This window comes from Christiangramia flava JLT2011 (genome assembly GCF_001951155.1).
In the GTDB taxonomy this organism is placed as follows: Bacteria; Bacteroidota; Bacteroidia; order Flavobacteriales; family Flavobacteriaceae; genus Christiangramia; species Christiangramia flava.
On record NZ_CP016359.1, the window covers coordinates 3,729,511 to 3,752,523 of the forward strand.

At 37.6% G+C, this 23,013-nt stretch carries 23 protein-coding genes; 7 read left to right on the forward strand and 16 right to left on the reverse strand.

Going from position 1 to position 23,013, the window contains the following annotated elements:
* Positions 1-316 precede the first annotated feature (316 nt).
* From GRFL_RS16600 to GRFL_RS18250, 4 genes are read left to right on the forward strand one after another with little or no spacing between them, the layout of a single operon-like run.
* The gene (locus tag GRFL_RS16600; RefSeq protein WP_083645664.1) at positions 317-682 is read left to right on the forward strand and encodes an ArsR/SmtB family transcription factor; all 366 of its coding nucleotides are present in this window, start codon (positions 317-319) and stop codon (positions 680-682) included.
* A gap of 5 nt (positions 683-687) precedes the next feature.
* Complete coding sequence (gene merTP, locus GRFL_RS16605) at positions 688-1,308, forward strand: mercuric transport protein MerTP (protein ID WP_083645665.1); 621 nt, start codon at positions 688-690, stop codon at positions 1,306-1,308.
* Between the two features lies 1 nt (position 1,309).
* On the forward strand, positions 1,310-2,656 hold the full coding sequence (locus GRFL_RS16610; RefSeq protein WP_083645666.1) for a dihydrolipoyl dehydrogenase family protein: 1,347 nt from the start codon (positions 1,310-1,312) through the stop codon (positions 2,654-2,656).
* Between the two features lie 17 nt (positions 2,657-2,673).
* Complete coding sequence (locus tag GRFL_RS18250; protein ID WP_083645667.1) at positions 2,674-2,880, forward strand: GDCCVxC domain-containing (seleno)protein; 207 nt, start codon at positions 2,674-2,676, stop codon at positions 2,878-2,880.
* A 290-nt stretch (positions 2,881-3,170) separates the two neighbouring features.
* Here the strand turns inward: GRFL_RS18250 and GRFL_RS16620 are convergent, their stop codons facing one another.
* The 8 genes from GRFL_RS16620 to GRFL_RS16655 all read right to left on the reverse strand — a co-directional run bounded on the left by GRFL_RS16620 (position 3,171) and on the right by GRFL_RS16655 (position 11,129).
* Positions 3,171-6,275 (reverse strand): efflux RND transporter permease subunit, encoded by a 3,105-nt coding sequence (locus GRFL_RS16620; protein ID WP_083645668.1) that lies wholly within the window; start codon positions 6,273-6,275, stop codon positions 3,171-3,173.
* An 18-nt stretch (positions 6,276-6,293) separates the two neighbouring features.
* Entirely contained in the window at positions 6,294-7,796 is a 1,503-nt protein-coding gene (locus GRFL_RS16625; RefSeq protein ID WP_083645669.1) for an efflux RND transporter periplasmic adaptor subunit, read from the reverse strand.
* A 16-nt stretch (positions 7,797-7,812) separates the two neighbouring features.
* Entirely contained in the window at positions 7,813-8,088 is a 276-nt protein-coding gene (locus GRFL_RS16630; protein ID WP_083645670.1) for a hypothetical protein, read from the reverse strand.
* Between the two features lie 15 nt (positions 8,089-8,103).
* Complete coding sequence (locus GRFL_RS16635) at positions 8,104-9,288, reverse strand: TolC family protein (protein ID WP_083645671.1); 1,185 nt, start codon at positions 9,286-9,288, stop codon at positions 8,104-8,106.
* Positions 9,289-9,361: 73 nt separating this feature from the next.
* Positions 9,362-9,745, reverse strand: a complete 384-nt coding sequence (locus GRFL_RS16640) for a hypothetical protein (RefSeq protein WP_236995823.1) — start codon at positions 9,743-9,745, stop codon at positions 9,362-9,364.
* 162 nt (positions 9,746-9,907) lie between these two features.
* Positions 9,908-10,330, reverse strand: a complete 423-nt coding sequence (locus GRFL_RS16645; RefSeq protein ID WP_083645672.1) for a DsrE family protein — start codon at positions 10,328-10,330, stop codon at positions 9,908-9,910.
* Positions 10,327-10,734, reverse strand: a complete 408-nt coding sequence (locus GRFL_RS16650) for a DoxX family protein (protein WP_083645673.1) — start codon at positions 10,732-10,734, stop codon at positions 10,327-10,329. Before GRFL_RS16650 ends, GRFL_RS16645 begins: the two co-directional genes overlap by 4 nt.
* A gap of 62 nt (positions 10,735-10,796) precedes the next feature.
* Positions 10,797-11,129: a hypothetical protein gene (locus GRFL_RS16655; protein ID WP_083645674.1), complete on the reverse strand. Its 333-nt coding sequence runs from the start codon at positions 11,127-11,129 to the stop codon at positions 10,797-10,799.
* Between the two features lie 173 nt (positions 11,130-11,302).
* Between GRFL_RS16655 and GRFL_RS16660 the strand changes: the two genes are divergently transcribed.
* Positions 11,303-11,689, forward strand: a complete 387-nt coding sequence (locus GRFL_RS16660; protein WP_083645675.1) for a DUF302 domain-containing protein — start codon at positions 11,303-11,305, stop codon at positions 11,687-11,689.
* Positions 11,690-11,720: 31 nt separating this feature from the next.
* On the opposite strand, the gene GRFL_RS16665 is transcribed toward GRFL_RS16660, so the two are convergent.
* Together GRFL_RS16665 and GRFL_RS16670 are read right to left on the reverse strand one after the other, a co-directional pair.
* The gene (locus GRFL_RS16665; RefSeq protein WP_169833980.1) at positions 11,721-12,827 is read right to left on the reverse strand and encodes an OprD family outer membrane porin; all 1,107 of its coding nucleotides are present in this window, start codon (positions 12,825-12,827) and stop codon (positions 11,721-11,723) included.
* 245 nt (positions 12,828-13,072) lie between these two features.
* Positions 13,073-14,104, reverse strand: a complete 1,032-nt coding sequence (locus tag GRFL_RS16670) for a c-type cytochrome (protein WP_083645676.1) — start codon at positions 14,102-14,104, stop codon at positions 13,073-13,075.
* Between the two features lie 163 nt (positions 14,105-14,267).
* On the opposite strand from GRFL_RS16670, the gene GRFL_RS16675 reads away from it, so the two are divergent.
* Together GRFL_RS16675 and GRFL_RS16680 are read left to right on the forward strand one after the other, a co-directional pair.
* A complete protein-coding gene (locus GRFL_RS16675) occupies positions 14,268-15,875 on the forward strand; it encodes a bifunctional metallophosphatase/5'-nucleotidase (RefSeq protein ID WP_236995824.1) in 1,608 nt (535 codons plus the stop codon).
* 28 nt (positions 15,876-15,903) lie between these two features.
* A complete protein-coding gene (locus tag GRFL_RS16680) occupies positions 15,904-16,431 on the forward strand; it encodes a DsrE family protein (protein WP_083645678.1) in 528 nt (175 codons plus the stop codon).
* A 51-nt stretch (positions 16,432-16,482) separates the two neighbouring features.
* Here GRFL_RS16680 and GRFL_RS16685 read toward each other — a convergent pair whose 3' ends face one another.
* From GRFL_RS16685 to GRFL_RS16715, 6 genes are all read right to left on the reverse strand, one after another.
* On the reverse strand, positions 16,483-17,910 hold the full coding sequence (locus GRFL_RS16685) for a bifunctional metallophosphatase/5'-nucleotidase (protein ID WP_083645679.1): 1,428 nt from the start codon (positions 17,908-17,910) through the stop codon (positions 16,483-16,485).
* A gap of 73 nt (positions 17,911-17,983) precedes the next feature.
* A complete protein-coding gene (locus GRFL_RS16690; RefSeq protein WP_083645680.1) occupies positions 17,984-20,062 on the reverse strand; it encodes a protein-disulfide reductase DsbD family protein in 2,079 nt (692 codons plus the stop codon).
* Positions 20,063-20,098: 36 nt separating this feature from the next.
* Positions 20,099-20,692 carry a TlpA family protein disulfide reductase gene (locus GRFL_RS16695; RefSeq protein WP_083645681.1) on the reverse strand — a complete coding sequence of 198 codons (594 nt, stop codon included), beginning with the start codon at positions 20,690-20,692 and terminating at the stop codon, positions 20,099-20,101.
* Between the two features lie 568 nt (positions 20,693-21,260).
* Entirely contained in the window at positions 21,261-21,893 is a 633-nt protein-coding gene (locus GRFL_RS16705) for a Crp/Fnr family transcriptional regulator (RefSeq protein ID WP_083646232.1), read from the reverse strand.
* 13 nt (positions 21,894-21,906) lie between these two features.
* Positions 21,907-22,320 carry a DUF6691 family protein gene (locus GRFL_RS16710; RefSeq protein WP_083646230.1) on the reverse strand — a complete coding sequence of 138 codons (414 nt, stop codon included), beginning with the start codon at positions 22,318-22,320 and terminating at the stop codon, positions 21,907-21,909.
* Between the two features lie 3 nt (positions 22,321-22,323).
* The gene (locus tag GRFL_RS16715; RefSeq protein WP_083645683.1) at positions 22,324-22,881 is read right to left on the reverse strand and encodes a YeeE/YedE family protein; all 558 of its coding nucleotides are present in this window, start codon (positions 22,879-22,881) and stop codon (positions 22,324-22,326) included.
* Between the last annotated feature and the right edge of the window lie 132 nt (positions 22,882-23,013).

Sequence of the window (23,013 nt, forward strand, 5' to 3'; positions counted from 1 at the left end):
ATCCCGGAGGACAAGAGTTCAAAACTCGTACACTAAAAATAAGGCTTTCGAGAAATCGGGAGCCTTTTGTTTTTTAACCTAGTACGGAATAAATACTGAATAGCTATATTTTCTTTTCCAAATTGTACAATAATACCATTTAATATTATTTGAGATTAAATATTAAATCTAGCTAGAATGTTGTTCTCATAGTTATAATTCTCAATTGTAAGTCAGTACCTCCTACTCTTATTGTAATATATATCCAAGCACTTATATTTTTAAGTATTTGCTTAAATAAGTATACTTATATATATTTGTTCAATAATTAAATACTATGAAACTGGAAATCACCTGTACCAGAGCACAAGCTGATCATAAGCAGCTTCTTAATTGCAAAGCGACCTTAGATAAGATGGACGATAATTTTAAAGAAATTACCAAACTCCTTTCTATTGCCGGAAATGAGGTTCGTTTAAAAATTCTGTTCCTGTTAAATATGGAGAATGAATTATGTCCCTGTGACATAGCTGATATTTTAGAAATGAGTGTTCCTGCTATCTCCCAGCATATTCGTAAGATTAAAGATGCGGGGTTTATAAAGTCTCGAAGGGAGGGACAAACACTATACTATTCATTAGTTGGAGAGAAAACCACATTACTGAACAATATTTTTACTTCCTTAAGGACTTCAAAAAAATAGCTTAAATGAAATCTTCCAGTAAATCAACCAATTCTGCATTCGCAAGTCTATTAACAGCAATTACCGCATCTTTATGTTGCATAACGCCACTTATTGCTATTCTGGCAGGAAGCGGCGGAATTGCTACCATGTTTTCCTGGTTAGAACCTTTCCGACCTTATTTGATTGGGCTTACCATAGGAATTCTTGTATTCGCCTGGTACCTTAAATTGAAGCCTAGAACACAAAAGGAAATAGAATGCGCATGTGACGAAGATGAAAAAACCTCTTTCTGGCGATCAAAGAGTTTTCTGTTTGTTATTACTGTTTTTACGGCCTTGATGCTCACCTTTCCCTACTATTCAAGGTTATTCTATAATGCTTCTGAAAAAGAAATTCTTGTAGTAGCTGAAAATAATATTGAGAAAAAAATTATTGAAATAGAAGGAATGACTTGTGCAGGATGTGAAGCCCATGTAGAAAATGAAGTAAATAAGCTTCCGGGGATTATCTCTGTAAAAGCAAGTTATGAAAATTCAAATGCTATAGTGGAATTTGATAAATCGAAAGTAACGGCAACTGAAATCTTTATGGCTATTAATAAGACTGGATATAAAGCTATTACTGCGGAGAAAAAGATTAGATGAAATGAAAAAATATGATGTATTTGTAATTGGTTCCGGGATGTCCGGAATGACTGCGGCGAACAAATGTGCCTCCAAAGGACTTAAAGTTGGGATTACTGATGAATTGCCATACGGGGGTACTTGTGCCCTGCGGGGGTGTGATCCTAAAAAGGTGATTATAGGAGCTACTGAGGTTCGCGATTTTGCCCAAAGGCTTAAAGGAAATGGAATAGATACCATACCCAAAGTCAATTGGGAAGATATCATGGCATTTAAACAGTCCTTTGTAGATGCCATGCCCCCCAAAATTGAAAAAGCATATAAAAATAAAGATATTGACACCTATCACACTGCCGCTAAATTTTTATCTGATAATACCTTGCAGGTAGGCGATGAAGTTATTGAAGCAGATAAAATAGTTATTGCTACAGGGGCAAAACCAAGAATACTGGATTTTGAAGGTGGGGAATATGCGCTATCAAGTACTGATTTTCTTAACCTGAAAGAACTACCTCAGTCCCTACTATTTATAGGAGGAGGTTATATTGCTTTCGAATTTGCTCACATTGCTGCTCGTGCAGGAGCAGAAGTCACTATAGTTCATCGCAGTAAAAAGCCATTGGAAAACTTTGAACAGGATATTGTAGAGCATCTTGTTAATGCTACTGAGGAATTAGGAATTAAATTGATTCTGGAAACTGAAGTCTCCGGTATAGAAAAAACCGAAGAAGGTTACAATGTGAAAGGAAATAAAAATGGCAAAGACGTATCTTTCACGGTCGAAGCAGTTTTTAATTCAGCTGGCAGGCCCCCGGCCATTTTTGATCTTGATCTGGAAAAAGCAAACATTTCGTATTCAAAAAAGGGGATTGCGGTAAATGAATATTTACAAAGTACTTCTAATCCCAGAATTTATGCAGCCGGGGATGCAGCAGATACACGGGGACTACCTTTGACTCCTGTAGCGGTTCTGGAAGGACATACACTGGCTTCCAACATTATTAAAGGGAATAAAAAAGAAGTTAGTTATCCGCCAATGCCCACAGTTGTTTTTACCCATCCCACAATGGCTTCAGTGGGATTGACAGAAAAACAGGCAAACGAGAAAGGAATTCAATATAAAGTAAACTATAAATCTGCCGATGATTGGTTTAATGCAAAACGTCTGAACGTTAAGGAATACGCATTTAAAACAATAGAGGATCAAGAAGAACAGATTCTATTAGGTGCTCATTTAATTGGACCCAATTCAGAGGAAGTCATTAATATTTTCGCCATGGCCATTAAAACAAAAATGAAATTACAGGAGTTAAGAACCATGATTTTCGCCTATCCTACTATGGCGTCGGATATACCCCATATGCTGTAGAAAAAATTAAATTTATTATGGAATTGAAATTAAAATCGGAGCTCACCTGCCCGAATTGTGGATATAAAAAGGAAGAGCTAATGCCCACAACTGCCTGTCAGTTTTTTTATGAATGTGAAAACTGTAAACAGGTTCTTAAGCCTAAAGAAGGGGACTGTTGTGTCTTTTGCTCTTACGGTTCGGTTGCCTGTCCGCCAATACAGGGGGGTTCTGCCTGTTGTTGAAGAATAAAACGAGTATTGGAAAAACCAAATAAACTAAATTTTAAAAAAGTTGATTCTAATAATTGAAAGCAACAATAGCACTCTTTCGCTCATGTTCAGAAGGAATGCTGAAACCTGGGAAAATTAAGAAGCTATCTCAAAACCGTAAAGTATCCGTCATTCTGAATTTATTTCAGAATCTTTTCAATTTTAAATTAAATAATTATTAGACCCTGAATCGTCCCGATAGCTATCGGGACAGGGTGACGAAAAAGAGGTTTTGAGACGGCTTCTTTTTATATTAATAAATTCTATTCAATTATATTTTGATTACCTGCATTGTTATGGGTTACTAGTTCATACACACAAGGTATAACCACCAGATTCAGAATGGTTGCAGAAAGTAAACCACCCAAAATAACAACCGCCATAGGGCTTTGGATCTCACTACCCGGTTCACCTCCTTTTAAGGCTAGCGGAATAAGCGCCAAACCAGTTGTAAAAGCGGTCATCAGGATTGGATTCAGTCTATCTAACGCCCCGGTTTTTATAAGTTCATAACCTTTCCAACCTTCTTTTCTTAGATCTTCATATCTCGAAACGAGTAAGATTCCATTTCGGGTTGCTATTCCAAAGAGACTTATAAATCCAATAGTAGAAGCTATACTTACAATTCCGGAAGTAAAGTAAACGATCAGGATTCCGCCAATAAGTGCCAATGGCAAATTGATAAGTACAACAAATGCCAGCTTTACATTATTGAATTCAAAATAAAGCAATAAAAAGATCACAAAAATGGCTATCACGGCCGTGATTAAAAGCATTTGCGAAGCTCTTGACTCACTTTCGAACTGCCCGCCATACTGTACCCTATAACCTTCCGGAATAGTCACCGAAGAATTTACAGTTTCCCGGATCTCTTCTACCGCACTTCTCAAGTCACGGCCCTGCACATTAGCGGCAACGACAATTTTACGCTGCACATCTTCCCTGCTTATGGTATTAGGGCTGCTAACCGAAGAAACTTGTGCCAGCTGCTCTAGTGGCACCTGTGATCCATTCGGCAGACCAATCAAAGCGGTTTTGATTTTCTCAATGCTATTTCTGAAACCTTCTTCATAACGTACCACCAGATCAAAATACTTCTGTCCTTCATAGATCTCCCCTACTTCGTGTCCTGCAAAAGCCACATCCACCTGCACCATCAGCTGGCCAACTGTCATTCCGTAAGCGGAAAGGATCTGACGTTTTGGAGTGATCTTGATTTGCGGTACTTCGATCTGCTGATCTACAGCTACATCGGCAAGTCCATCGATAGGTTTTATATTCTCCTCCACGCTTTTACCTATTTCATACAACTGTTGCAGATCAGGGCCAAAAATTTTGATCGCGATATTGGCCCTGGTTCCTGAGAGCATATGATCTATACGGTGGGCAATAGGCTGTCCAAGGGTGATATTAACACCAGGAACGATGCTGAGTTTATTTCTAACATCTTCAAAAAATTCCTCCTTGGACTTATCTTCCAGGGTAAACGGGACATCGATCTCGGCGGCATTCACCCCCTGGGCATGCTCGTCCAATTCGGCTCTTCCTGTTCTTCTGGTAACCACAGCAACTTCCGGCATCTCAAGCAACAATTGCTCTACCTGTTTCCCGGTCTTATTGCTTTCTTCCAGCGACATTCCCGGAGGACCAACCACACTAATTACCATAGAACCCTCATTAAATTCCGGAAGAAAACTTCTTCCTAATTGAGTAAAGAGGGCAATACTCAGTAAAAAAGCGATCACTGTGACCGTTATCACTGTTTTGGGAATCCTTAATGCTCTATTTAGAATATCAGCATAAGACTTCTGTAACCATCTTTCAACTTTAGTCCCTTCAGCCTGTTTCTTCAGCATCTTTTCCTTTTTCAGAAGATAGGTGCACAATACAGGAGTGACGGTTACCGCCACCACCAAAGAAGTCAGGACTGAAGTTATAAATGCTATTCCGAGAGGCTTCAGCAATCGCCCTTCCATTCCGCCAAGAAAAAATAGCGGTACAAAAGAAACAATAATGATAAGTGTCGCAATGATGATCGAACTTCTAATTTCAACCGAAGCTTCCCTTACCACTGTAATAACCCCCTGCCTTTCAGCTTTTGGTTTTCGAATGTTCTCCCGAAGGCGTTTGTAAACGTTCTCAACATCAATGATGGCATCATCTACCAAAGCTCCAATTGCAATAGCCATACCTCCTAAACTCATTGTATTGATGGTATACCCAAGCATTTTCAAAACAATTATTGACACCAGTAATGAAATTGGAATTGCCAGCAGCGAAATGAGGGTTGTACGCCAGTTCATTAAGAAAATAAAGAGTACAATCACTACAAAAAATGCTCCTTCCAGCAGCGTCATATTAAGATTACTTATGGAAGCATCAATAAAATCGGCTTGTCGGAAGATCTGGCTTTTGATCTCTACGCTTTCAGGAAGACTGGTCTCCAGTTCGGCGATGGCTTCATCAAGCCTTTCTGTAAGCTCCAGTGTATTCACATCGGGTTGCTTGGATATAGTGAGGATAACCGCCGGTTCTGCATTCAGGGAACCATCACCAATTTTATCGGCAGATCCAATTTGCACTTCAGCTATATCTTTGATCTTGATGCTCTGGCCATTTACCTGCTTGACCACAGCTTCTTCCAAATCTTCTAAAGCATAGGCTCTTCCATTTCCTTTAATGATATACTGATTTCCATATTCATTCAGGAAACCACCCGGGGCGTTAGTATTCGCTTCCCGGACTTTCTCAGTAAGCTCTTCAAGGCTTACGTCGTAATATTTCATTTTTCCGGGATTAGCAAAAACCTGGTATTGCTTATAATCACCTCCAATCACCACTACGTTGGCAATCCCTCCGATAGCTTTAATACGCGGACGGATCTGCCAGTCTGATAATGTTCTTAACTCCATAGGGCTAAGACTGTCTGAAGTGACTCCCAGCAACATTACTTCTCCCATAATGGAAGAAATAGGTGCCATTGTGGGAGCACCGATCCCACTGGGCAGGTTTTCACGAACCATTGGAATACGCTCACTTACGATCTGTCTGGCTTTATAAATATCGGTGCCCCAGTCGAATTCAACCCAAACGATAGAAATTCCTGCCGCAGAAGAAGAACGAATCCTTCTCACATTTGGCGAGCCATTCATCGCGGTCTCAAGCTGGTAGGTCACTAGTTTCTCTACTTCTTCCGACTCCATACCGTGGGCTTCCGTAAGTATGGTCACAGTAGGTGCAGTAAGATCAGGGAATACATCTACGTTCATATTACGTGCGAGGTAAAACCCGGTAATACTCAGTACAACCGCTGCCAGAAGAACCAAAAGCCTGTTCTGAAGCGAAATTGATAATATTTTATTTAACATCTAGTTTCTTTTTCAGGATTAATGATCATGGCCGTGTGCAGGAGTTGTACCGGACATAGAAGCCATTTTGACCTGGTAGAAACCTGTGGTTACCACAACTTCTCCAGCTTCAAGTCCGCTAAGAACCTGCGCGTGCTTACCATTTCGCTTCCCGATCTTTACAGGTCTTCTTTCGTAACTCTCGCCACCAGTTTGTACGATAACAGAATAATTTCCATAATCTTCCAGTAAAGCCGCTTCAGGAACTACAATTCCATTTTCAGCTTCACCCAGAGCAATCTGGACTTCAGTAAAACTACCTTCAGGCATTTCAACCACATCATTTACCTTGATAAATACCGGGATCATCGGTTTTCGGTCTTCCACTTCCTTGCCTACCGAAATTATCGAGCTATCTGAACCTTCCACTTCCTTCCATTCTCCATTTTCACTCTTGTACCACACGTTGGCAATTGATTCTTTACTTGGATTGTGAGAGGCACTTAACTGTGTTTTCAATATTCGTGATTTATCGGTCCCGACGGTGACAAGTTGTGCTCCCTGTTCCACATAATTTCCGTTAGAGGTACTGATGGATTTAATAAACCCGGCAAAGGGAGCTCTAATTTGCTTCCCGCCTGCGCCGTAATTAGAAGCAAGCGCCCGGTAATTCGCTTCGGCTACGCGAAAATCGCTTTCCACCTTTTCGAATTCCGCCTTGGGAACAATCTTATCCTCGTAGAGTTCTTTCTTCCGTTCATATTCCGCTTTGACCTGATCATATCTGGCTTTAGCCTGGGCAATCTCTGCCTGTACATTATTGGAAGAAAGTCCTTCACTGCTCAGGTTCATCAATAATTGCCCTCTTTTCACCTCGGTGCCTTCTGTAAGGTTTTCTGAAACAAAATTCACCATTCCATTAGCTCCTGCCGCCAGGGTCTTATAAGTTCCCGGGGCAGCCTGCCAAATTCCGGAAGTATGAACAACATCATACACTTCTCCCTGTGTGACAGGTTCCGTCTGAAAATCGATTTTCCAGGCCTGCTCCTTTAAAAAGCTGATGCCGCCTTCTTCTGCTTCCGCTACATTCTTTGAAGCTTCTTCTGCAGAAGCATAAACCTGTACATCTTCGATCACGATTCTATCTGAATACTCAGGAGTTTTCAGATCAAAGACCAGATCATAGGTTCCAGGCGTTTTCGGCTGTAAAGCGGGTGAAAAAATTCCTGGGGATGAAGGGGCATCCACCTTATGGCGAATCCCGGTTTCTCCCTTAATAAGGCTCACCGTTACTGAACCTTTACGAACAGGTTGATGTTTGTCCAACACCGTAAAATGAGCTGCAAATTTGCTGGTTCTGCCTTCCACCAAAGCCGGAAATTCCACGAAAAGTTCTGTCTGGTTTGTCCAAATGGTTTTACTAATCGCAGGAACTTCGGAGCCTACATGGTTTCCTTCTGCATCATGCGCGTGTTCTGCTTCCTCGTTATTTCCGCAGGAAAAAAGAAAAAGTGCGATGCATGTTATATAAATATATTTCATGTTAAATTTCTATTTTTTAATGATCTTCATGCTCGGTTCCGTCATCATGCGTATGATGATCAGATTCTTCATGCATTTCCAATGAATCCTCACCTACTTTAAATTCTTCCTGCTCCATATGATCTCCTTCCATATGACTTCCATCTTCATTATGGGGATGTCCATGCGCATCTTCCTCATGAGTTTCGGTGCCTTCCTCATGCTCATGACCGTGATCCTCTTTGGCAGTATCTCTACATGCTGAAAATCCAAATACTAATATTGCTGCGAAAAATAAATTCCTGAAATTCATATTTTTAAATTTTAATTATAATTGATGTTTTAATAGGGTTGCTTTTAGCTGAAGGAGTTCTTTCTCCATTTCCAGCTTCTTATTGTAAGCCTGCCTGTAGAATTCAACTTCCCGGTAATAATCCAGAAAGGAAAGTTCACCAAGCTCGTAGGCTTTGAATAAAAGTTCTTCGGAATTCAGATCCTTGAAAGTCTCTTCGTATTCCTCAAATTTTCTTTTTAATAATTGATATTGCTGATAGTTCTCCTGAAACCGGGTATAAAGTTCAGCGGTTTCGGCACCCGTATTGGCCTGGGTAAACTCGAGATTTGCTTTAGCTGCCTTCACTTTATTATTGCTATTCCATAGGGGAATTGAAAGGCCGCCTAAGAACCCGGAATAATTATTGGAATTCACTCCCTGATAATTATAGCCTATGCTTAGGTTGGGAAGGATCTTATTCTTTTCCAGTTTTACCTGCTGCTCAGCCAAAGCTTCACGGGCAGTTAATTGCTGAACCTCTGCGTCTGCGGAAAGTTTTTCTTCCCATAGCCTCTGCATAGTTGCTAATTCAGAATCTTCCATCAACTGGATCTGATCTGTATTAACAGCATTTCCGCCATTTAATTTCTGAAGATTTAAAAGCGTATTCCTGATCTGGATATTAATCTGGTCTATTTCAAACTGTTCCTGCAACCAGGCTATTTTAGATTTATTGAGTTCCAAAATACCGATCTGTTCGGCTTCAAATAAACGCCGGATCTGATCATAAACCTCTTTGGCCTGCTCAACTCTTTCCTGCTCCAGCTTCTTTCGCTTCTGCAGAATTTGTAGCTCCAAAAGCTGTTTTTTAGCATTTAAAAGTACTTCCTGCCGCACGGCATTATACTCAAACTCAAGTAGTTCTTTCTGCCTTTCTATCCTTTTGCTTCGGGCACTGTAAACGCTGGGGAATTCAAACCTCTGTGAGATTTGGTATTCTGAATAATTACCAGTCTCATGTTCTCCAAATGGAAGATAAAAGGCTGAAACCTCAGGATCCTGAAGGTTGTTATCTGTCTTGTTGCTAAGGGTCTGACTGGCCATGTATGACTGGTAAGCCTTAAGCTGTCTGTTATTCCGGCTTATTTCATCCAGAACACCTTTTACTCCGGGACTTTGAGCAAAAGAGCCAATAGAGATAAGGATTCCGCAAATAGCGGAAACTATATATCTGTACATAAATTTTGATTTTAGTTTAATCTATAAAACAAGGGTCTGCCTGCTGTTAAAAAACAACGGCACGACTTAGTGATTAAACTAATTGGGGCGGTCCCCGAAGCGAGAGTAAGGATAAATAGGGATTGAAATAATGGTTGGGAGATTGATAAATTTTTAACTTCAGTGATTCCTGATCGATTAACACCCAATCTACATTATAAAATTCCTGATCGGTTTTCTTTTTAATTTCTGTCTTTTGAAATCTGAAATTTTCCGAATGTTCTTTTAGAACGAGAATTTCACTGGAAGTAGAGGTATGAGAATGAATCGCTAATAAATAGGATAGAAAATCTCCTGAATTATTCTCTTCGTTCTTATCCTGGTGATGATGATCTTCACCTGAATGATGATGCGCAATCTCCTCTTTCTTCTCCTTATGTTCGTGATGTGCATGAGGTATGACCTGATGAAAGGACATCAGCATAAAAATGCTGAGAAGAAATAAGGCTTTTATTTGATTTTTGATTTGCACAGAGTACAAAAATAGCAATTTATAGCAGAGAATTGATAAATAATAAAATAAACCATAAGAACCTTAGCCCTTATGGTTTATACTTCAATTAAATAAACATCTAACTATTTAGAGTTCTATACTCAAATAGCCTTTCTTTTGAAGTTGAAAATCATGCAAGATGCCATTGTCTACGACTTCAAGTTCCTCAGGAATATCTTCTTTACTGACTTTGAATTTTTTCAGAGAAAACCCACACACCACAATTTTAACGTGGGCTTTTTGAGCTTTTTCAATAAATTTTTTCATCATTTCCTTATCAGTGAGATCTTCAACAGTCTTTCCGCAGATGATCGCCTGAAAATCGCCAAAGCTCTTCCCATCTTCTTCCGCCAGGGCTTCAGCCGTCAAAATTATTGGCTGGAGTTGGGGGATCTTTTTAGTGAGCACCACATAATTATGTGAGTGGTGATCCTGTTTGGAGGTTTGCGCGTTTAATACATTTGTGAACGTTAGTGTAAGGATAAATAATCCTAAAATTAGCTTTTTCATAATTTTTCTTTTTTAAAAGTTTGAATATCGTTTAATATAAAAAACAGGAGTCCCCCTAAGATTGCTATATTTTTAAAAAGAGGTCCTAAAGTGTGAATTTGTCCAACCTGGACGGTTAATGTAATTGGTATAATAACAGCAGCAAGAGCTATCGCTGCCCAGCGTGTCTTAAAGCCAATCAGGAGAAAAAAGCCTGCAATCATCATTACTATTCCAGATATGATCACCAGGTACTCCGGATTCCCAAAAAAGTAGGCTATACCTTTAAACCTTGCCTGATCAATTCGGTTTAATGTCTTTTCAAGATTTAAAATATGATTAAAACTTGCTACTAAAAATATTCCGCTAAGTAATATGCGAAATAGCTGTACCGATCTATAGGATACAGAAATTTTTGCTTTCATTAATTTCAATAGTTTAGGTGTATAAATTAGTTTAGCATAACGTATATCTAAACCAGTTCTAGTCAAATCACCATTGAATATTTAGGAGGTGGGTATAATTTTTTAGAGTGGTCATTACTTTTTTGAAGTTTTCGATATTTGAATTGCTTATCTACAGAGTATGAAACTTCAGGAATATCTTTTCCTACAGGCTGTTGATAATTATTAGAACAGATCCTGGCTAGTTTCAATACATGCACCCGGGAAGAAGCTTTAAATTGGTAGCCCAATTTCTTCATATCGTCACTTTTCTTCTCACAAATAGGGTTTAATAGCACAATTTCATTAGTCTTAAGTAACAAACTAAATAATTCAGAATCTATGGTGATAAGTTTTCCGGAAAAAATCACCAGCATAATTATCGCTATATATTGTTTTATTAGCATATGAATTTCAAATATATAAGAAATGATATCTACGCCATGTAACCTTTGTTACATAAAAAAGATGTCTTCAGTTTATGTAACAATCGTTACTGAATATCTCTTTATATAGTCTTATATTGAAACTTAATTAAAAAATAAAAGCTATGAAATATTATTTTGATAAGACCATTACCGGCGAATTTGAGGCAGTAATTAAAAAAGTAACCGATGAACTGGAAAAAAAAGGTTTTGGAGTTTTAACAGAAATAAATGTTACGGAAACCCTTAAGAAAAAACTAGACATCGATTTTAAAAACTATCGTATCCTGGGAGCCTGTAATGCCCCTTATGCTCACAAAGCTTTGCAGGCAGAAGATAAAATCGGTACTATGTTACCATGTAATGTAATAGTTCAGGAACTGGAAAAGGGAAAAATTGAAGTTGCCGCCGTAAATCCAATGGCATCGATGCAGGCTGTTGAAAACGAAGAATTAGAGCACATCGCCGATGAAATTGCCGACAAATTGAAAAAGGTACTAACCCAACTATAGAACTCCTTATTTACGCAGGTTAAAATATATTCTAAAAATTATAATTCAAAATTAGATCCACGTGAAATAAATCTGTCTTATTTAGATAAAAATTTGGGTTATCAGGAAAATCCCCATTTGCGAATTTAGTTACAAATAATAGTTCCGGTTTTAGGTTTTTCAATTTCTTAAAAGAGAAAAATAAATCAAGATTTATATGGGTATAATCAGGTACCGCATATTTATTTAATTCAGGATCTAAAACTGAAGGTTTCCATTGGTGGCCTATACTAAGAACCGATTTTATTTTTGACTGAGGATCGCCTAAAGTAAAAGTATCATCATAATAAATAATTAATGCATGGTTGTCTGCGGAACCTTCGCTTCGCTCCCTTTTTTGAAAACTAAATAGGAATTCCCGTCCCCATTCTCGTGGAAAAATGAACTGACCGTGAGGAAGAATTCTGTCATAGCCTAATGATAAAGAAGTATTATCGCTCCAGTTATATTTCACTTTCAAGCCCAGAATATCCGATGAATTCGCTTGAAAATAACGCAATGAATCTATCGAGTTTCCACCATCACCAATCCTGTTTTGATGCAACCATTCCATTTCGAGATCAACATTTTCGTTAATATCAAGTTTGGGTTTCAAATAAAATGAATTGGATACGTTCTCTATAAAATAGTTCCAGGTTTCAAAACTCAGGCTCTCTGTAATTTTAATATCTGCATTGGCAATAAAAAGAAAATCCGAATCTGTATTATTGGCATATTGGGCGGGATTACCAGACCAGTCCCTACCCGTAGCATATGTACCAATACTTTCACCAATGCCATAAAATTCCCCAGTAGATCTGGGTGCCACTGCATTAAAAATCCCTGCTTGAAAATGTATGGTTTTGGTGGGGGTATATTGATAACGAAACCCCTGAAAAAGACTTGGAATCATCCTTCCATCTTCCGGGTTGACGAAAGGGGATTTAATTTTCATACGACCCAGGCTAAATTCGTGTTGTTGAATTTTATAATTAGCATAGAGTTCTCCAATTAAAAATATAGCTTTATTTTCTAAATTTAAACGGTCAAAAAGGCCTTCCTCATACCTGCTCAATTTTCCTGTTTGCATATCTGGAATTGTCAAATTTTGTAATCCCAAATTGGTAGAATTATAAACCGCAATCCCAAAATTTAAGTTTTCGTTCGGGATGAATTGATATTTTAACTTCCCTCCTATTGCCAGGGCCTTGAAATCTTTTAAGGATCCTTTATTAAAAGTATTCATATAGTAAGAACGCAATTGCCCGGAAAGGATACTGCGTTTTTTATCTTCTTCAAGTTCCTGTGAAATCAACGCAGTGGGGCTAAAGAATGCTAAAATTATTAAAGCGGAAAAATATCTAATCATTTATTTTTTGTTAAGCCGTATTCCTGTTGGTAATATTCCATAATAGGTGGAAATGGGCCATATTTATGTTGAGTTGAAGAAAAAGTATCCGCCCATGGTCCATATGGGGTTGAAACTGGCTTTAATTTTAGATCTGGATAATCTTTTTCTAAATTACTTTTCTGAGGACGCTCAAAGCTATTGATATAACCGGCCAGATGGTAAGCCTCTTCATCACTTAATTTAGGATTATCCCAGGTAGCCTGGCCAAAAGGCATGTTGCCCTTGATAAATTGGGCAGCGGTTATTACCCGGTGCATTCCCGCACCATTATTATAACTGTCTGGGCCCCAAAGAGGAGGGTATTGATATCCTTTAGTGGAATCTGCCAATCGCTGACCTTGTCCATCCTCCCCATGGCAAACCGCACATTCTTTAATAAATAGTGCTTTACCTTTTTCCAGGTTAACCGCAATATCAGGAATGTTGATTTTAGGGAAACCTTTAAATTCTTTTTCCCTTTCTTCTGGTAAATCTTCTCCCAACCATTTCATATAAGCCACGATAGATTTCATTTCCCGGGATTCTGTAGGAAGTTTTTCCCCGTCCATACTTCGTTGCATACAGCCATTAATTCTGTCTTCAATAGTTCCTTCACTATTGGATCTTCCACGAAATTGAGGAAAACGCTCAGTAACACCTACCCATGAGGCTGACCCAGGTTGGGTACCTGCCTTTAAGTGGCAATTGATACAAGCAAGGTTGTTGCCAGCATAACGCATCCCAGGATCTTGTGCCTGAGGTCCCATATATTTCGAAGATTCGGCTATAAGCTGATACCCATATTTTACATCCGAAGGCATAAAACCTGAGGCTAACTCTGCATCAACATCTTTAGGTTGCCAGGCTTCCGAAGAAATCTCACTTTTAATAAATAAGGAAGGATTGGAATCGAATAAAAAGATACCAATGAACAATACTACAATGAGTGCAATTAAGGAGCTAAAAAAATATGTAATGGACCTTATCAAAGATCTAAAATCTTTCATAACAATAAACTAAAAACATTCAAAATCAACAGGTTTAACCAGATAAATGCATAATTTTCAAACATAAAACTTACTTATAAAAAGCTATGTAACAAATGTTACAGGGGGATAGCAATGAAGATCCTATTTTCGAAAATTTGAATGAAAATTAAACATGAATAATATGTCAGGACTTAAATTATCAGTTTTGTTAGTGATTTCTTGTATCCTTTTGGCGGGATGTAAATCTGCTAAGAATATTGTGGGAACAAATTCAAATAATATAGATAAGGTTAAAAAAGTTTCGGTTTTACATACCAATGATATGCATGGTTCCTATATGCCTTTCACCACCACTTTAGATAATGCCACCGCTCAAACCGGCGATTCTATTGATAATCTAATGAGATTTGAAAAAGAGGGAAAAATAGGTGGAATGGCCTGGATGGCAACGGCTATAAAATCAATTAGAAAAGAGAAAGGGAATGACCATATAATTCTGCTTGATGGCGGAGATACTTTTAGTGATGACCAGTTAGGGAATTTAACGAAAGGTGAAGCGATGATTCTGATGATGAATAAACTAAATTATGATTTGATGGTGCTGGGAAATCATGATTTTGATTATAGCCTGGAGAGGACTCGTGAACTGGAGACAATGGCTAATTTTCCGATGCGTGCAGCCAACATAATAGATCAGGAAACCGGAAGCCCAATCTTTCAAGATCCTTATATCATATTGGAAAGAGGTGATTTAAAAATTGGTTTGCTGCCAATTGGGTATAGGAATACTCCTCTAACAGGAAATTCTAAAAATATCAAAGGCTTAAAATTTATTAAGGGGATAGAAGCAGTTGACAAATATCTTCCTGAATTGAAAACCAAAGCCGATATTATTGTTTTGCTTTCCCACGAAGGTATGGCGGTAGATAAAATAATAGCTGAAAAAATAAATGGGATTGATCTAATTATTGGCGCCCATAGCCATGATGTTATAGAACCACCAATTAAAATCAACCAGACCTACGTAGTGCAGGCTTTGTCTGATGCTGCAGTATTAGGTGAAACTGAAATGATAATTACAAATAAAAAATTGTCTGGCATCAAAACGCGATATCACTATTTATGGCATGATACCTATACAGCAGATGAGGAACAGCAGAAATTAGTGAAAGAGCTTCGTAAGCCATTTGTGTCCCAACTAGAAGAAAAAATTACACAAACCGATACAATTATTGGAAGACAATATAAATCTGAAAGCCCTTTTGATAAAGTAGTGACCACGTTGATGAAGGACAATTTCAAAACTGATGCCGCATTTCTTCCCGGTGTGGGATATGGGATTTCCTTAAAGGGAACTATTACCAGTGAGGATATATACAAGTTACTCCCTCATCCTGCAAAAATTGTGACCCTGGAAATGACGGGAGATCAGATAAGAAAAACATTAGAGCAAACGGCTACAAATTTAAAGCCTGAAAATAAATTGGATATTGTGGGAGGTCTTATTCAGTCATCGGGCATTCATTATCATGTAGATCTTTCCAGGCCTATTGGAAAACGGATATCAGATATAAAAATTAACAATGAGTCTTTAGTAGATAGCAAGCTATATAAAATTGCCACACATTCAGGTATGCTAAACGGGATTCATAATTATGCAGAATTTTCAAAAGGCACTAATATTGAAAAGACAGATATAATTCTAACTGAATTTATATTAGAGAAATTAAGAAAAGTAGCTGAGCTTGATTTTCCTGAAAATATGGGAGAGATTACCGTTACCAAATAATCTTTACTTTGATTAAAAAAAGATTTTTATGAAAACAACATTAAAGATTTTAATAATTCTTACAATCAGTTTTCAAATGAAAGCACAGGAATGGCAGACTCCTGAAATAGAAGGTTATGGGAAGATCAAGTATTTTGAAGATGCAGCTGAATTACCTGACACTTCCCTAACCTATAAAATGATTTTTAATATTGATAGCGAAAAGGAAAAAGAAGGTGTTAACGTGGGGTTATGGAGAATTGCCCGGACCTTGAATATACTAAAAGCCGGAAATATATCTAATGAAAAGATTGATATTGTGGCTGTTTTACATGGAGAGGCCACTTATGCGATTTTAACTGACAAAGAATATAAAAAGCGTTTTCAAACCCAAAATCCCAATATGGGGTTATTAAGGCTTTTAAAAGAAAACGGAGTGACAGTTTTGGTTTGTGGGCAGGCTATGGCTTCAAGAAATATAGAAAAAGAACACCTCAATTTGTATGTTGAAATGGCTCTTTCAGCTTTAACTGTCTTACCGAACTATCAGTTAAAAGGCTATGCATTGATTCCTTAATTTCAGGAAACTTTGCGGAGTATTAATTTATTTTTTCTAAAATAAGCTCATTCAAACCAGCCTAAAACTTCCAACTTTGCTGGGTGTAAAAACTGGATTTTTCTTCAAATACTCCTTCATAGCTGCTACGGCCGTTTGTTCGTGTCTTTTTCTATTTTTACCATATTTACGAGCAACCCCTTGCGTGGTAACAAACCCCACTTTATATATTTTATCAAAATTGATATGGTCACTTTTAAAATATATTTCCTGGATGCGATGACCTTTAGGATTCTCAATGCGAAAATTTACTTGTAATCCTAAACAACGTTTCACATAGCCTCCCATTTGACCAATGGGATCACAACAAAAGGTACGCTCCAGGTTTTCTTCCAACATCTCCTTAATTTCTGCACCTGTAAGTTCTACTGTGGAAACAGGAGGATTCATTGGGGCAATATTATATAAATCGTTCTCTGTAATATTTCCTTTGGGAATGGGTGCACCGTAACGCCATCCGTTCGAAAAGACAATCTCTGTTGCGGTACTATTGGCAATCGATCGAAGCAATAATTCGTCCAAAGTAGAATTTATGGTATTATAGCGATGTAATGTCTCGGTAGTACTACCAATAGCCAGTTCTCTTATCTCTTGATAGGGTTTTAGCAGATTTTGAACCATGGTGTCTACTTTGGTATTTTTTGGTAAGGAAGCATCCACTTTAACAAGTTCGTAATCATAGGCTTTAATCTTTTTATCCTCTATTTCAAGAATAAAATTCCCTATGAAGGCGCCGTGGCATCCGCATTGTACTATACGTGTACCATTAATTTCAATAGGTTTATAAATTCTATTATGGGTATGGGCACTCAGACAAATATCTATACCTTCCACTTTTTTCAGAAGTTCAACATCCTGCGGAAACCCATTATGGGAAAGCAAGATTATTATATCAGATCCCCTGGCTTTTAAATTTTTTACATATTCTGATACTTCATCCAAACCGGAGGTAAACTTTAGACCTTTGCTCATCTTTTCGGGCATCACTTTATCCACGATCATAGCGCTAATACCTATTACGCCAATTTTAAGACCTGCCTTTTCATACATGGCAGTGGGTTGTAAAAAATTTGACCCATCTTCTGAATATATGTTACACCCCAATACCGGAAATTCCAGTTGAGTATTTAACTCTTTCAATCGATCAGGTCCATAGGCAAAATCCCAATGCCCTACAAGTGCATCAAGCTTTAACGCATTTAAAATAGGTACAAGAGCTTTGCCCTCAGAATCTACAACAGGTTTTGTTCCGTGCAGGGTATCTCCCCCATCAAAGAATAATGTATTAGGGTTTCTTTTACGAATTTGTTCCGCGAATCCTGCAATATGAGCATAACCTCCGGCAGTTTCTACCACTTCCCCGGTTTCATTATAAAATAGCTCGGGATGTGGGGCGATATAACCATGTACATCGTTTATAAATAAAACATTTAATTTCATAGTATCTGTTTTTTAAGAGAATAGCGTGTGTTCCAAAATTTTTAAGTAAATCAGTATACTCCCTACACTGTATTTAATCCTCCTTATTCTGAATTATCCCTGTCGAAGCAATATTCTTTTCTTGTCTTGCATCGAATTCCTTTAAACCATTGTCTAAAAATTCAATGAAATTTTCAACATTTAGATCATAGCCTTTTGGAGCACTCAATAAAGAGCCACTAGTATCAACCAGCGTATAATATGGTTGCGCATTGGCGTTTAGCTTTTGGATCATGAAATCCAGATTCTGTTTGCCAATGGTTTTTTTAACTTTTTGATCATGGGCTGAAACATACCATTCAGATTCTGGTAATTCTGTTTTTTCATCTACATATAGCGCTACTACCACATAATCGTTTTTCAGCCGTTTCAAAACCCTTGGATCACTCCAGACTGTAGCTTCCATTTCACGGCAATTAACGCAGCCATGACCTGTAAAGTCAATAAAAATGGGTTTATTTTGCTTTTGCGCACATTCCAATGCCTGATCATAATCAAAATATCCCTGGATATTGTGAGGTAATTCCAGAAGGTCATTATATTTCGGAGTTCCGCAATTTGTAATATTACTATCAACTTCGTTTTCACTTACCAGAGTTGAAGTATTCATGTTAAAATTTTGGCTGCTCATAGGTGGTAAATATCCTGCTAATGGTTTTAATGGTGCACCAAATAATCCCGGAATCAAATAGACCACAAAGCTAAATATTAATATAGCCGATATGACTCTGTATACTGAAGCACTTTCCGTTTTCTTTTCATGTGGAAATTGAATTTTACCCAACAGGTAAAATCCAAGAAATGCAAAAATCACAATCCAAAGAGCTAAATAAATATCGCGGTCAAGAAATTCCCAGTGATAAACCTGGTCCACTATACTCAAAAATTTCAGGGCTAATGCCAATTCCACAAACCCCAGAACAACCTTAACCGTATTGAGCCAGCCTCCACTTTTGGGTAATGATTTTAACCAATGGGGAAATATTGCAAACAGCGTAAAAGGCAGTGCAAATGCCAGCGAAAACCCTAGCATCCCAATTAGGGGTTTTATAGTTTCCCCATTAGCCGCTTGCAATAAAATTGTTCCTGCAATTGGCCCGGTACAACTAAAACCAACCAGCACTAAAGTAAAAGCCATAAAAAAAATACCTAACAAACCACCTTTGTTAGATTGTGCATCTATTTTATTCACAAATGAATTTGGCAGACGGATCTCAAATAATCCAAAAAAGGATAGTGCAAATAGTAGAAAAACTGCAAAGAAAAAAAGATTGGGTAGCCAATGTGTACTAAGAAAATTAGCGAAATCGGCACCAAACAATAAAGAAAACACTGTTCCTATTAACGTATAAATCAGAATAATCGAAAAACCATATAATAATGCCTGACTTATTCCATTTGCCCGACTGATGTTAGATTTTGTGAAATAGGTTACTGTCATGGGAATCATAGGAAAAACACAAGGTGTTAACAAAGCTGCCAGACCGGCCCCAAAGGATAGTAGAAAAAAGGTAAGAAGGAAAGCTCCGCCTTCCTCCTTTTCTTCTATTTTAAACTCATTCTTAAAAGATTTCAATTCTTTTGAGGATATAAGATCATTTCCATCTTTTATGCTGGCACTCTGATTTTGTAAAAAATCCTCTTTCTTGCTGTTCCATACCAAATCCGTTTCAAAGGGGATACACTGTCCTGTAACATCAGAACATATTTGATAAATGGCTACAGCTTCTATTTTGGGTACACTGCTTCTAATCTTAATACGCTGTTGAAATTCAGCTATACCCGTAAAATAAGTGTACTTACCTCCCCATAATTCGTCATATTTTTCTTTTGGGTCAACAGGGATGAGATCACCAATAACTTCATAAGATTGATTTTCACCAAAATTAATCTCGGTAAGCATCGGTCCCAGTTCGGGATCAAAGTCGCTTGAATATAAATACCAGTCGGCAGGAACCTCTGCCTGAAAACTGATTACGATCGTATCTCCCGGTTCTAGTTTTTCTTTATCTACAGACACCTCCCAATTCGGTGGATCCATCACCTGGCCATAACTTGATAAGGAGCTGATGAAAATACTCAGCAAGAACATTAAGAATTTAATATATCTCATAAAGACTTATTTTTTAGATTTAAATTGACCTTAAGCCTATTTGAGACCGTCTAGAAATTCTTTGAATTCCTGAGTGTCGTAATCTCCCATACCCTGATGAGTTAAGGCCAGATTTCCATCTGCATCTATAATATAAGTAGTGGGGATTGCCTGGGAAGCGTACATTTGAGGCAAGTTTCCGGCCAATTTATATACTTCAAAATCATAACCTTTCCTCTTATTAAAATCTATAGCTTTTTGAAATTCATTATCTAAAGAAAGCATTATAAAGGCAACTTCTTCACCTTTTACATCATTGTACATATTATTTATTCCCGGCATTTCTGCCACACAGGGAGGACACCAGGTTGCCCACATATTAAAGAAAATGACTTTACCTCGAAATTCTTCCATTTCAACGCGTTCACCCTTAGAATTGATAAGGCTCATGTTGAAATCGGCTTTAGGTTTTTTGGCTTGTTCTTTCGGATTTGATTTTGCTTCTACATCTGGATTCATTAATCCCGTCTTTAAAACTCCTCGTTGTACAAAACCAAAAACTTCGGTATGTAATCCGGTTAAAAATAAGGTGAGTATAATCGTTCCTGTAATACCATATTCGAGAAGATTTTTCTTTACTTTTTTATTCATCACTAAATTTTTTAATGCAATAACCCGATATGCTTACAATATTTTAAAACATCCAAGAAGGTTTATTGCCTGATTATATAATTAGATTAGAAGCTGATTATTCCAGCTTCATAAATAAGAATTTGTAGTTCAGTTAAATGAACCTTTTAAAAAATCAGGATAATTTAGGAGGAGGAACAAATTTGTAAGTAAATGCCCTTGTTTCGGCATAAATGTGTTTGAAATTCCTTTTGAAATTGAGCTGAATAACAACTTCATCTTCCAGTTGTTTTTCTATCTGAAATACGGAATTACAAAACGAATGAAAAGTAATTTGAATTCCATCAGATGACTGGTTAAAGTTACCATCTAAAGACTTCTTACCAGCATTCAAATCACAATGTTTCTTTACATAACTAATTTTGTCTGAATTTACGATCTCCCCCAGAATATTTGAATCCAGGGCAATTAACTTACCAAACATAATAAGGGCAAGAATTATTGCTATGTATGATCGTAGGTTCATAAAGTCAAAAGTAATGAACAGTATGAGTAGATCAAGTAACATTTGTTACATAACCAAGGGAAATTATAAATCAATTATTACAATACTATTTCTGCGTAATGAAATTTTACCTTCCATCTCTAAGGTTTTTAGCAATCTGGAAATAACAACACGGGAAGTATGAAGATCGTAAGCGATGTCCTGATGTGTTATTTGCAGGATTTCATTTTGATTTACCTTTGCCTTATCCTGCAAATATTGAAACAATCTTTTATCCATCTTAAGAAATGCTACTGAATCTATTGCATCCAGCATTTCCTTAAGTCGTAAGCTGTAACTTTGAAAAACAAAGGTTCGCCAGGATTTATATTTTACAATCCATTCCTCCATTTTTCCTACAGGAACCATAATTAAACTGGTATCCTTCTCGGTAACTGCTTTTATATCACTTTTACTTCTATCTAAACAACAAGTGAGTGTAACTGCGCACGTATCTCCTCTTTCAAGGAAATAGAGTAATAACTCGTCACCATCATCATCTACCCGGGAAATTTTTATAGCTCCATCCAGTAATAAAGGTATAGAGGTAACGTACTCTTCTGCACTTAAAATTACTTCTCCAGCAGGAATTTCCTTAAAGGTCCCAATTTCAGATATTTCATTTAGCAATTCCTCTTCGAACACAAAGGAATAGGCTTCATATAAATCAGTTTTCATAGCAGAAGCTTTTTTAATGAGGAAGTTTATTTCGCAACAGGCCATATACAAAGGTTCCGAATAAAGCAGCCGCGATCACCACCAGTATCGAAATATAACCAGCTCCTGCAAGCACATACATAGGACCCGGGCAGGCACCGGCAAGGGCCCAACCCAATCCAAAAATGATCCCACCAATTAAGTAACGGGCAATGCTTTTATCTTTTGGCTTTAACTGCATCTCCTGCCCGCCCATCGCTTTTATATTATTTCTCTTTATATATTGAACACCCAGCACACCGATAATTAATGCCGAACCAATTATTCCATACATATGGAACGCTCCAAATTCAAACATTTCATAAATTCTGAACCAGGAAGCTGCTTCAGATTTATACATTATAATACCAAAAAAGAATCCGATTAAAACGTAGGTAATATATCTCATCATTTAAAATATTAATGGGTAAAATAAATGTATCATTATAAGACCACCAATAAAAAAGCCAATTACGGCAATTAAGGAAGGTAGTTGCAGGTTGCTTAATCCTGATATTGCATGCCCTGAAGTACAACCACCCGCGTACCTGGCCCCGAAGCCAACCAAAAAACCACCGGCGATCAATACAAATAAAACAAGCGGATCACCCAGATTCTGCATAGCAAAAATTTCGGTAGGCATATAAGCTTCTCCCGCACTATGGATACCATATTCATTGCTTAATTTATCTGCCAGTCTTTCATTTATTTCTACCGTATTATTGGATAGATATGTAGAAGCAAAAAAACCACCCAGTACAGCACCTAAAACCACCATAAGGTTCCATCTCTCTTTCTTCCAGTCAAACCTAAAGAAATCGGCCGCTTTACCGGCCCCTGTCGCAGAACACATGGTACGTAGGTTAGAAGACATTCCAAATTGTTTTCCCGTATAGAGCAACACGAACATCGTTGCCGCAATTAAAGGCCCGGAAATATACCAGGGCCAGGGTTCGTAGATCAATTCCATTATATATTATTTTTAGGCGAATATATTGAATAGGCAGTGCATACTCGGTAACCTTTGTTACATACTGCAATAGAACTCTAAAATCAAAAATTTAAAATTTTCACGTCGTATCGATTTAGAATACATAGCCTG

Bases quoted from the DNA above. Each gene is read 5' to 3' on its own strand.
- GRFL_RS16600 (WP_083645664.1), top strand. From the start codon at position 317: ATGAAACTGGAAATCACCTGTACCAGAGCACAAGCTGATCATAAGCAG.
- merTP (WP_083645665.1), top strand. From the start codon at position 688: ATGAAATCTTCCAGTAAATCAACCAATTCTGCATTCGCAAGTCTATTA.
- GRFL_RS16610 (WP_083645666.1), top strand. From the start codon at position 1,310: ATGAAAAAATATGATGTATTTGTAATTGGTTCCGGGATGTCCGGAATG.
- GRFL_RS18250 (WP_083645667.1), top strand. From the start codon at position 2,674: ATGGAATTGAAATTAAAATCGGAGCTCACCTGCCCGAATTGTGGATAT.
- GRFL_RS16620 (WP_083645668.1), bottom strand. From the start codon at position 6,275: ATGTTAAATAAAATATTATCAATTTCGCTTCAGAACAGGCTTTTGGTT.
- GRFL_RS16625 (WP_083645669.1), bottom strand. From the start codon at position 7,796: ATGAAATATATTTATATAACATGCATCGCACTTTTTCTTTTTTCCTGC.
- GRFL_RS16630 (WP_083645670.1), bottom strand. From the start codon at position 8,088: ATGAATTTCAGGAATTTATTTTTCGCAGCAATATTAGTATTTGGATTT.
- GRFL_RS16635 (WP_083645671.1), bottom strand. From the start codon at position 9,288: ATGTACAGATATATAGTTTCCGCTATTTGCGGAATCCTTATCTCTATT.
- GRFL_RS16640 (WP_236995823.1), bottom strand. From the start codon at position 9,745: ATGTCCTTTCATCAGGTCATACCTCATGCACATCACGAACATAAGGAG.
- GRFL_RS16645 (WP_083645672.1), bottom strand. From the start codon at position 10,330: ATGAAAAAGCTAATTTTAGGATTATTTATCCTTACACTAACGTTCACA.
- GRFL_RS16650 (WP_083645673.1), bottom strand. From the start codon at position 10,734: ATGAAAGCAAAAATTTCTGTATCCTATAGATCGGTACAGCTATTTCGC.
- GRFL_RS16655 (WP_083645674.1), bottom strand. From the start codon at position 11,129: ATGCTGGTGATTTTTTCCGGAAAACTTATCACCATAGATTCTGAATTA.
- GRFL_RS16660 (WP_083645675.1), top strand. From the start codon at position 11,303: ATGAAATATTATTTTGATAAGACCATTACCGGCGAATTTGAGGCAGTA.
- GRFL_RS16670 (WP_083645676.1), bottom strand. From the start codon at position 14,104: ATGAAAGATTTTAGATCTTTGATAAGGTCCATTACATATTTTTTTAGC.
- GRFL_RS16675 (WP_236995824.1), top strand. From the start codon at position 14,268: ATGTCAGGACTTAAATTATCAGTTTTGTTAGTGATTTCTTGTATCCTT.
- GRFL_RS16680 (WP_083645678.1), top strand. From the start codon at position 15,904: ATGAAAACAACATTAAAGATTTTAATAATTCTTACAATCAGTTTTCAA.
- GRFL_RS16685 (WP_083645679.1), bottom strand. From the start codon at position 17,910: ATGAAATTAAATGTTTTATTTATAAACGATGTACATGGTTATATCGCC.
- GRFL_RS16690 (WP_083645680.1), bottom strand. From the start codon at position 20,062: ATGAGATATATTAAATTCTTAATGTTCTTGCTGAGTATTTTCATCAGC.
- GRFL_RS16695 (WP_083645681.1), bottom strand. From the start codon at position 20,692: ATGAATAAAAAAGTAAAGAAAAATCTTCTCGAATATGGTATTACAGGA.
- GRFL_RS16705 (WP_083646232.1), bottom strand. From the start codon at position 21,893: ATGAAAACTGATTTATATGAAGCCTATTCCTTTGTGTTCGAAGAGGAA.
- GRFL_RS16710 (WP_083646230.1), bottom strand. From the start codon at position 22,320: ATGAGATATATTACCTACGTTTTAATCGGATTCTTTTTTGGTATTATA.
- GRFL_RS16715 (WP_083645683.1), bottom strand. From the start codon at position 22,881: ATGGAATTGATCTACGAACCCTGGCCCTGGTATATTTCCGGGCCTTTA.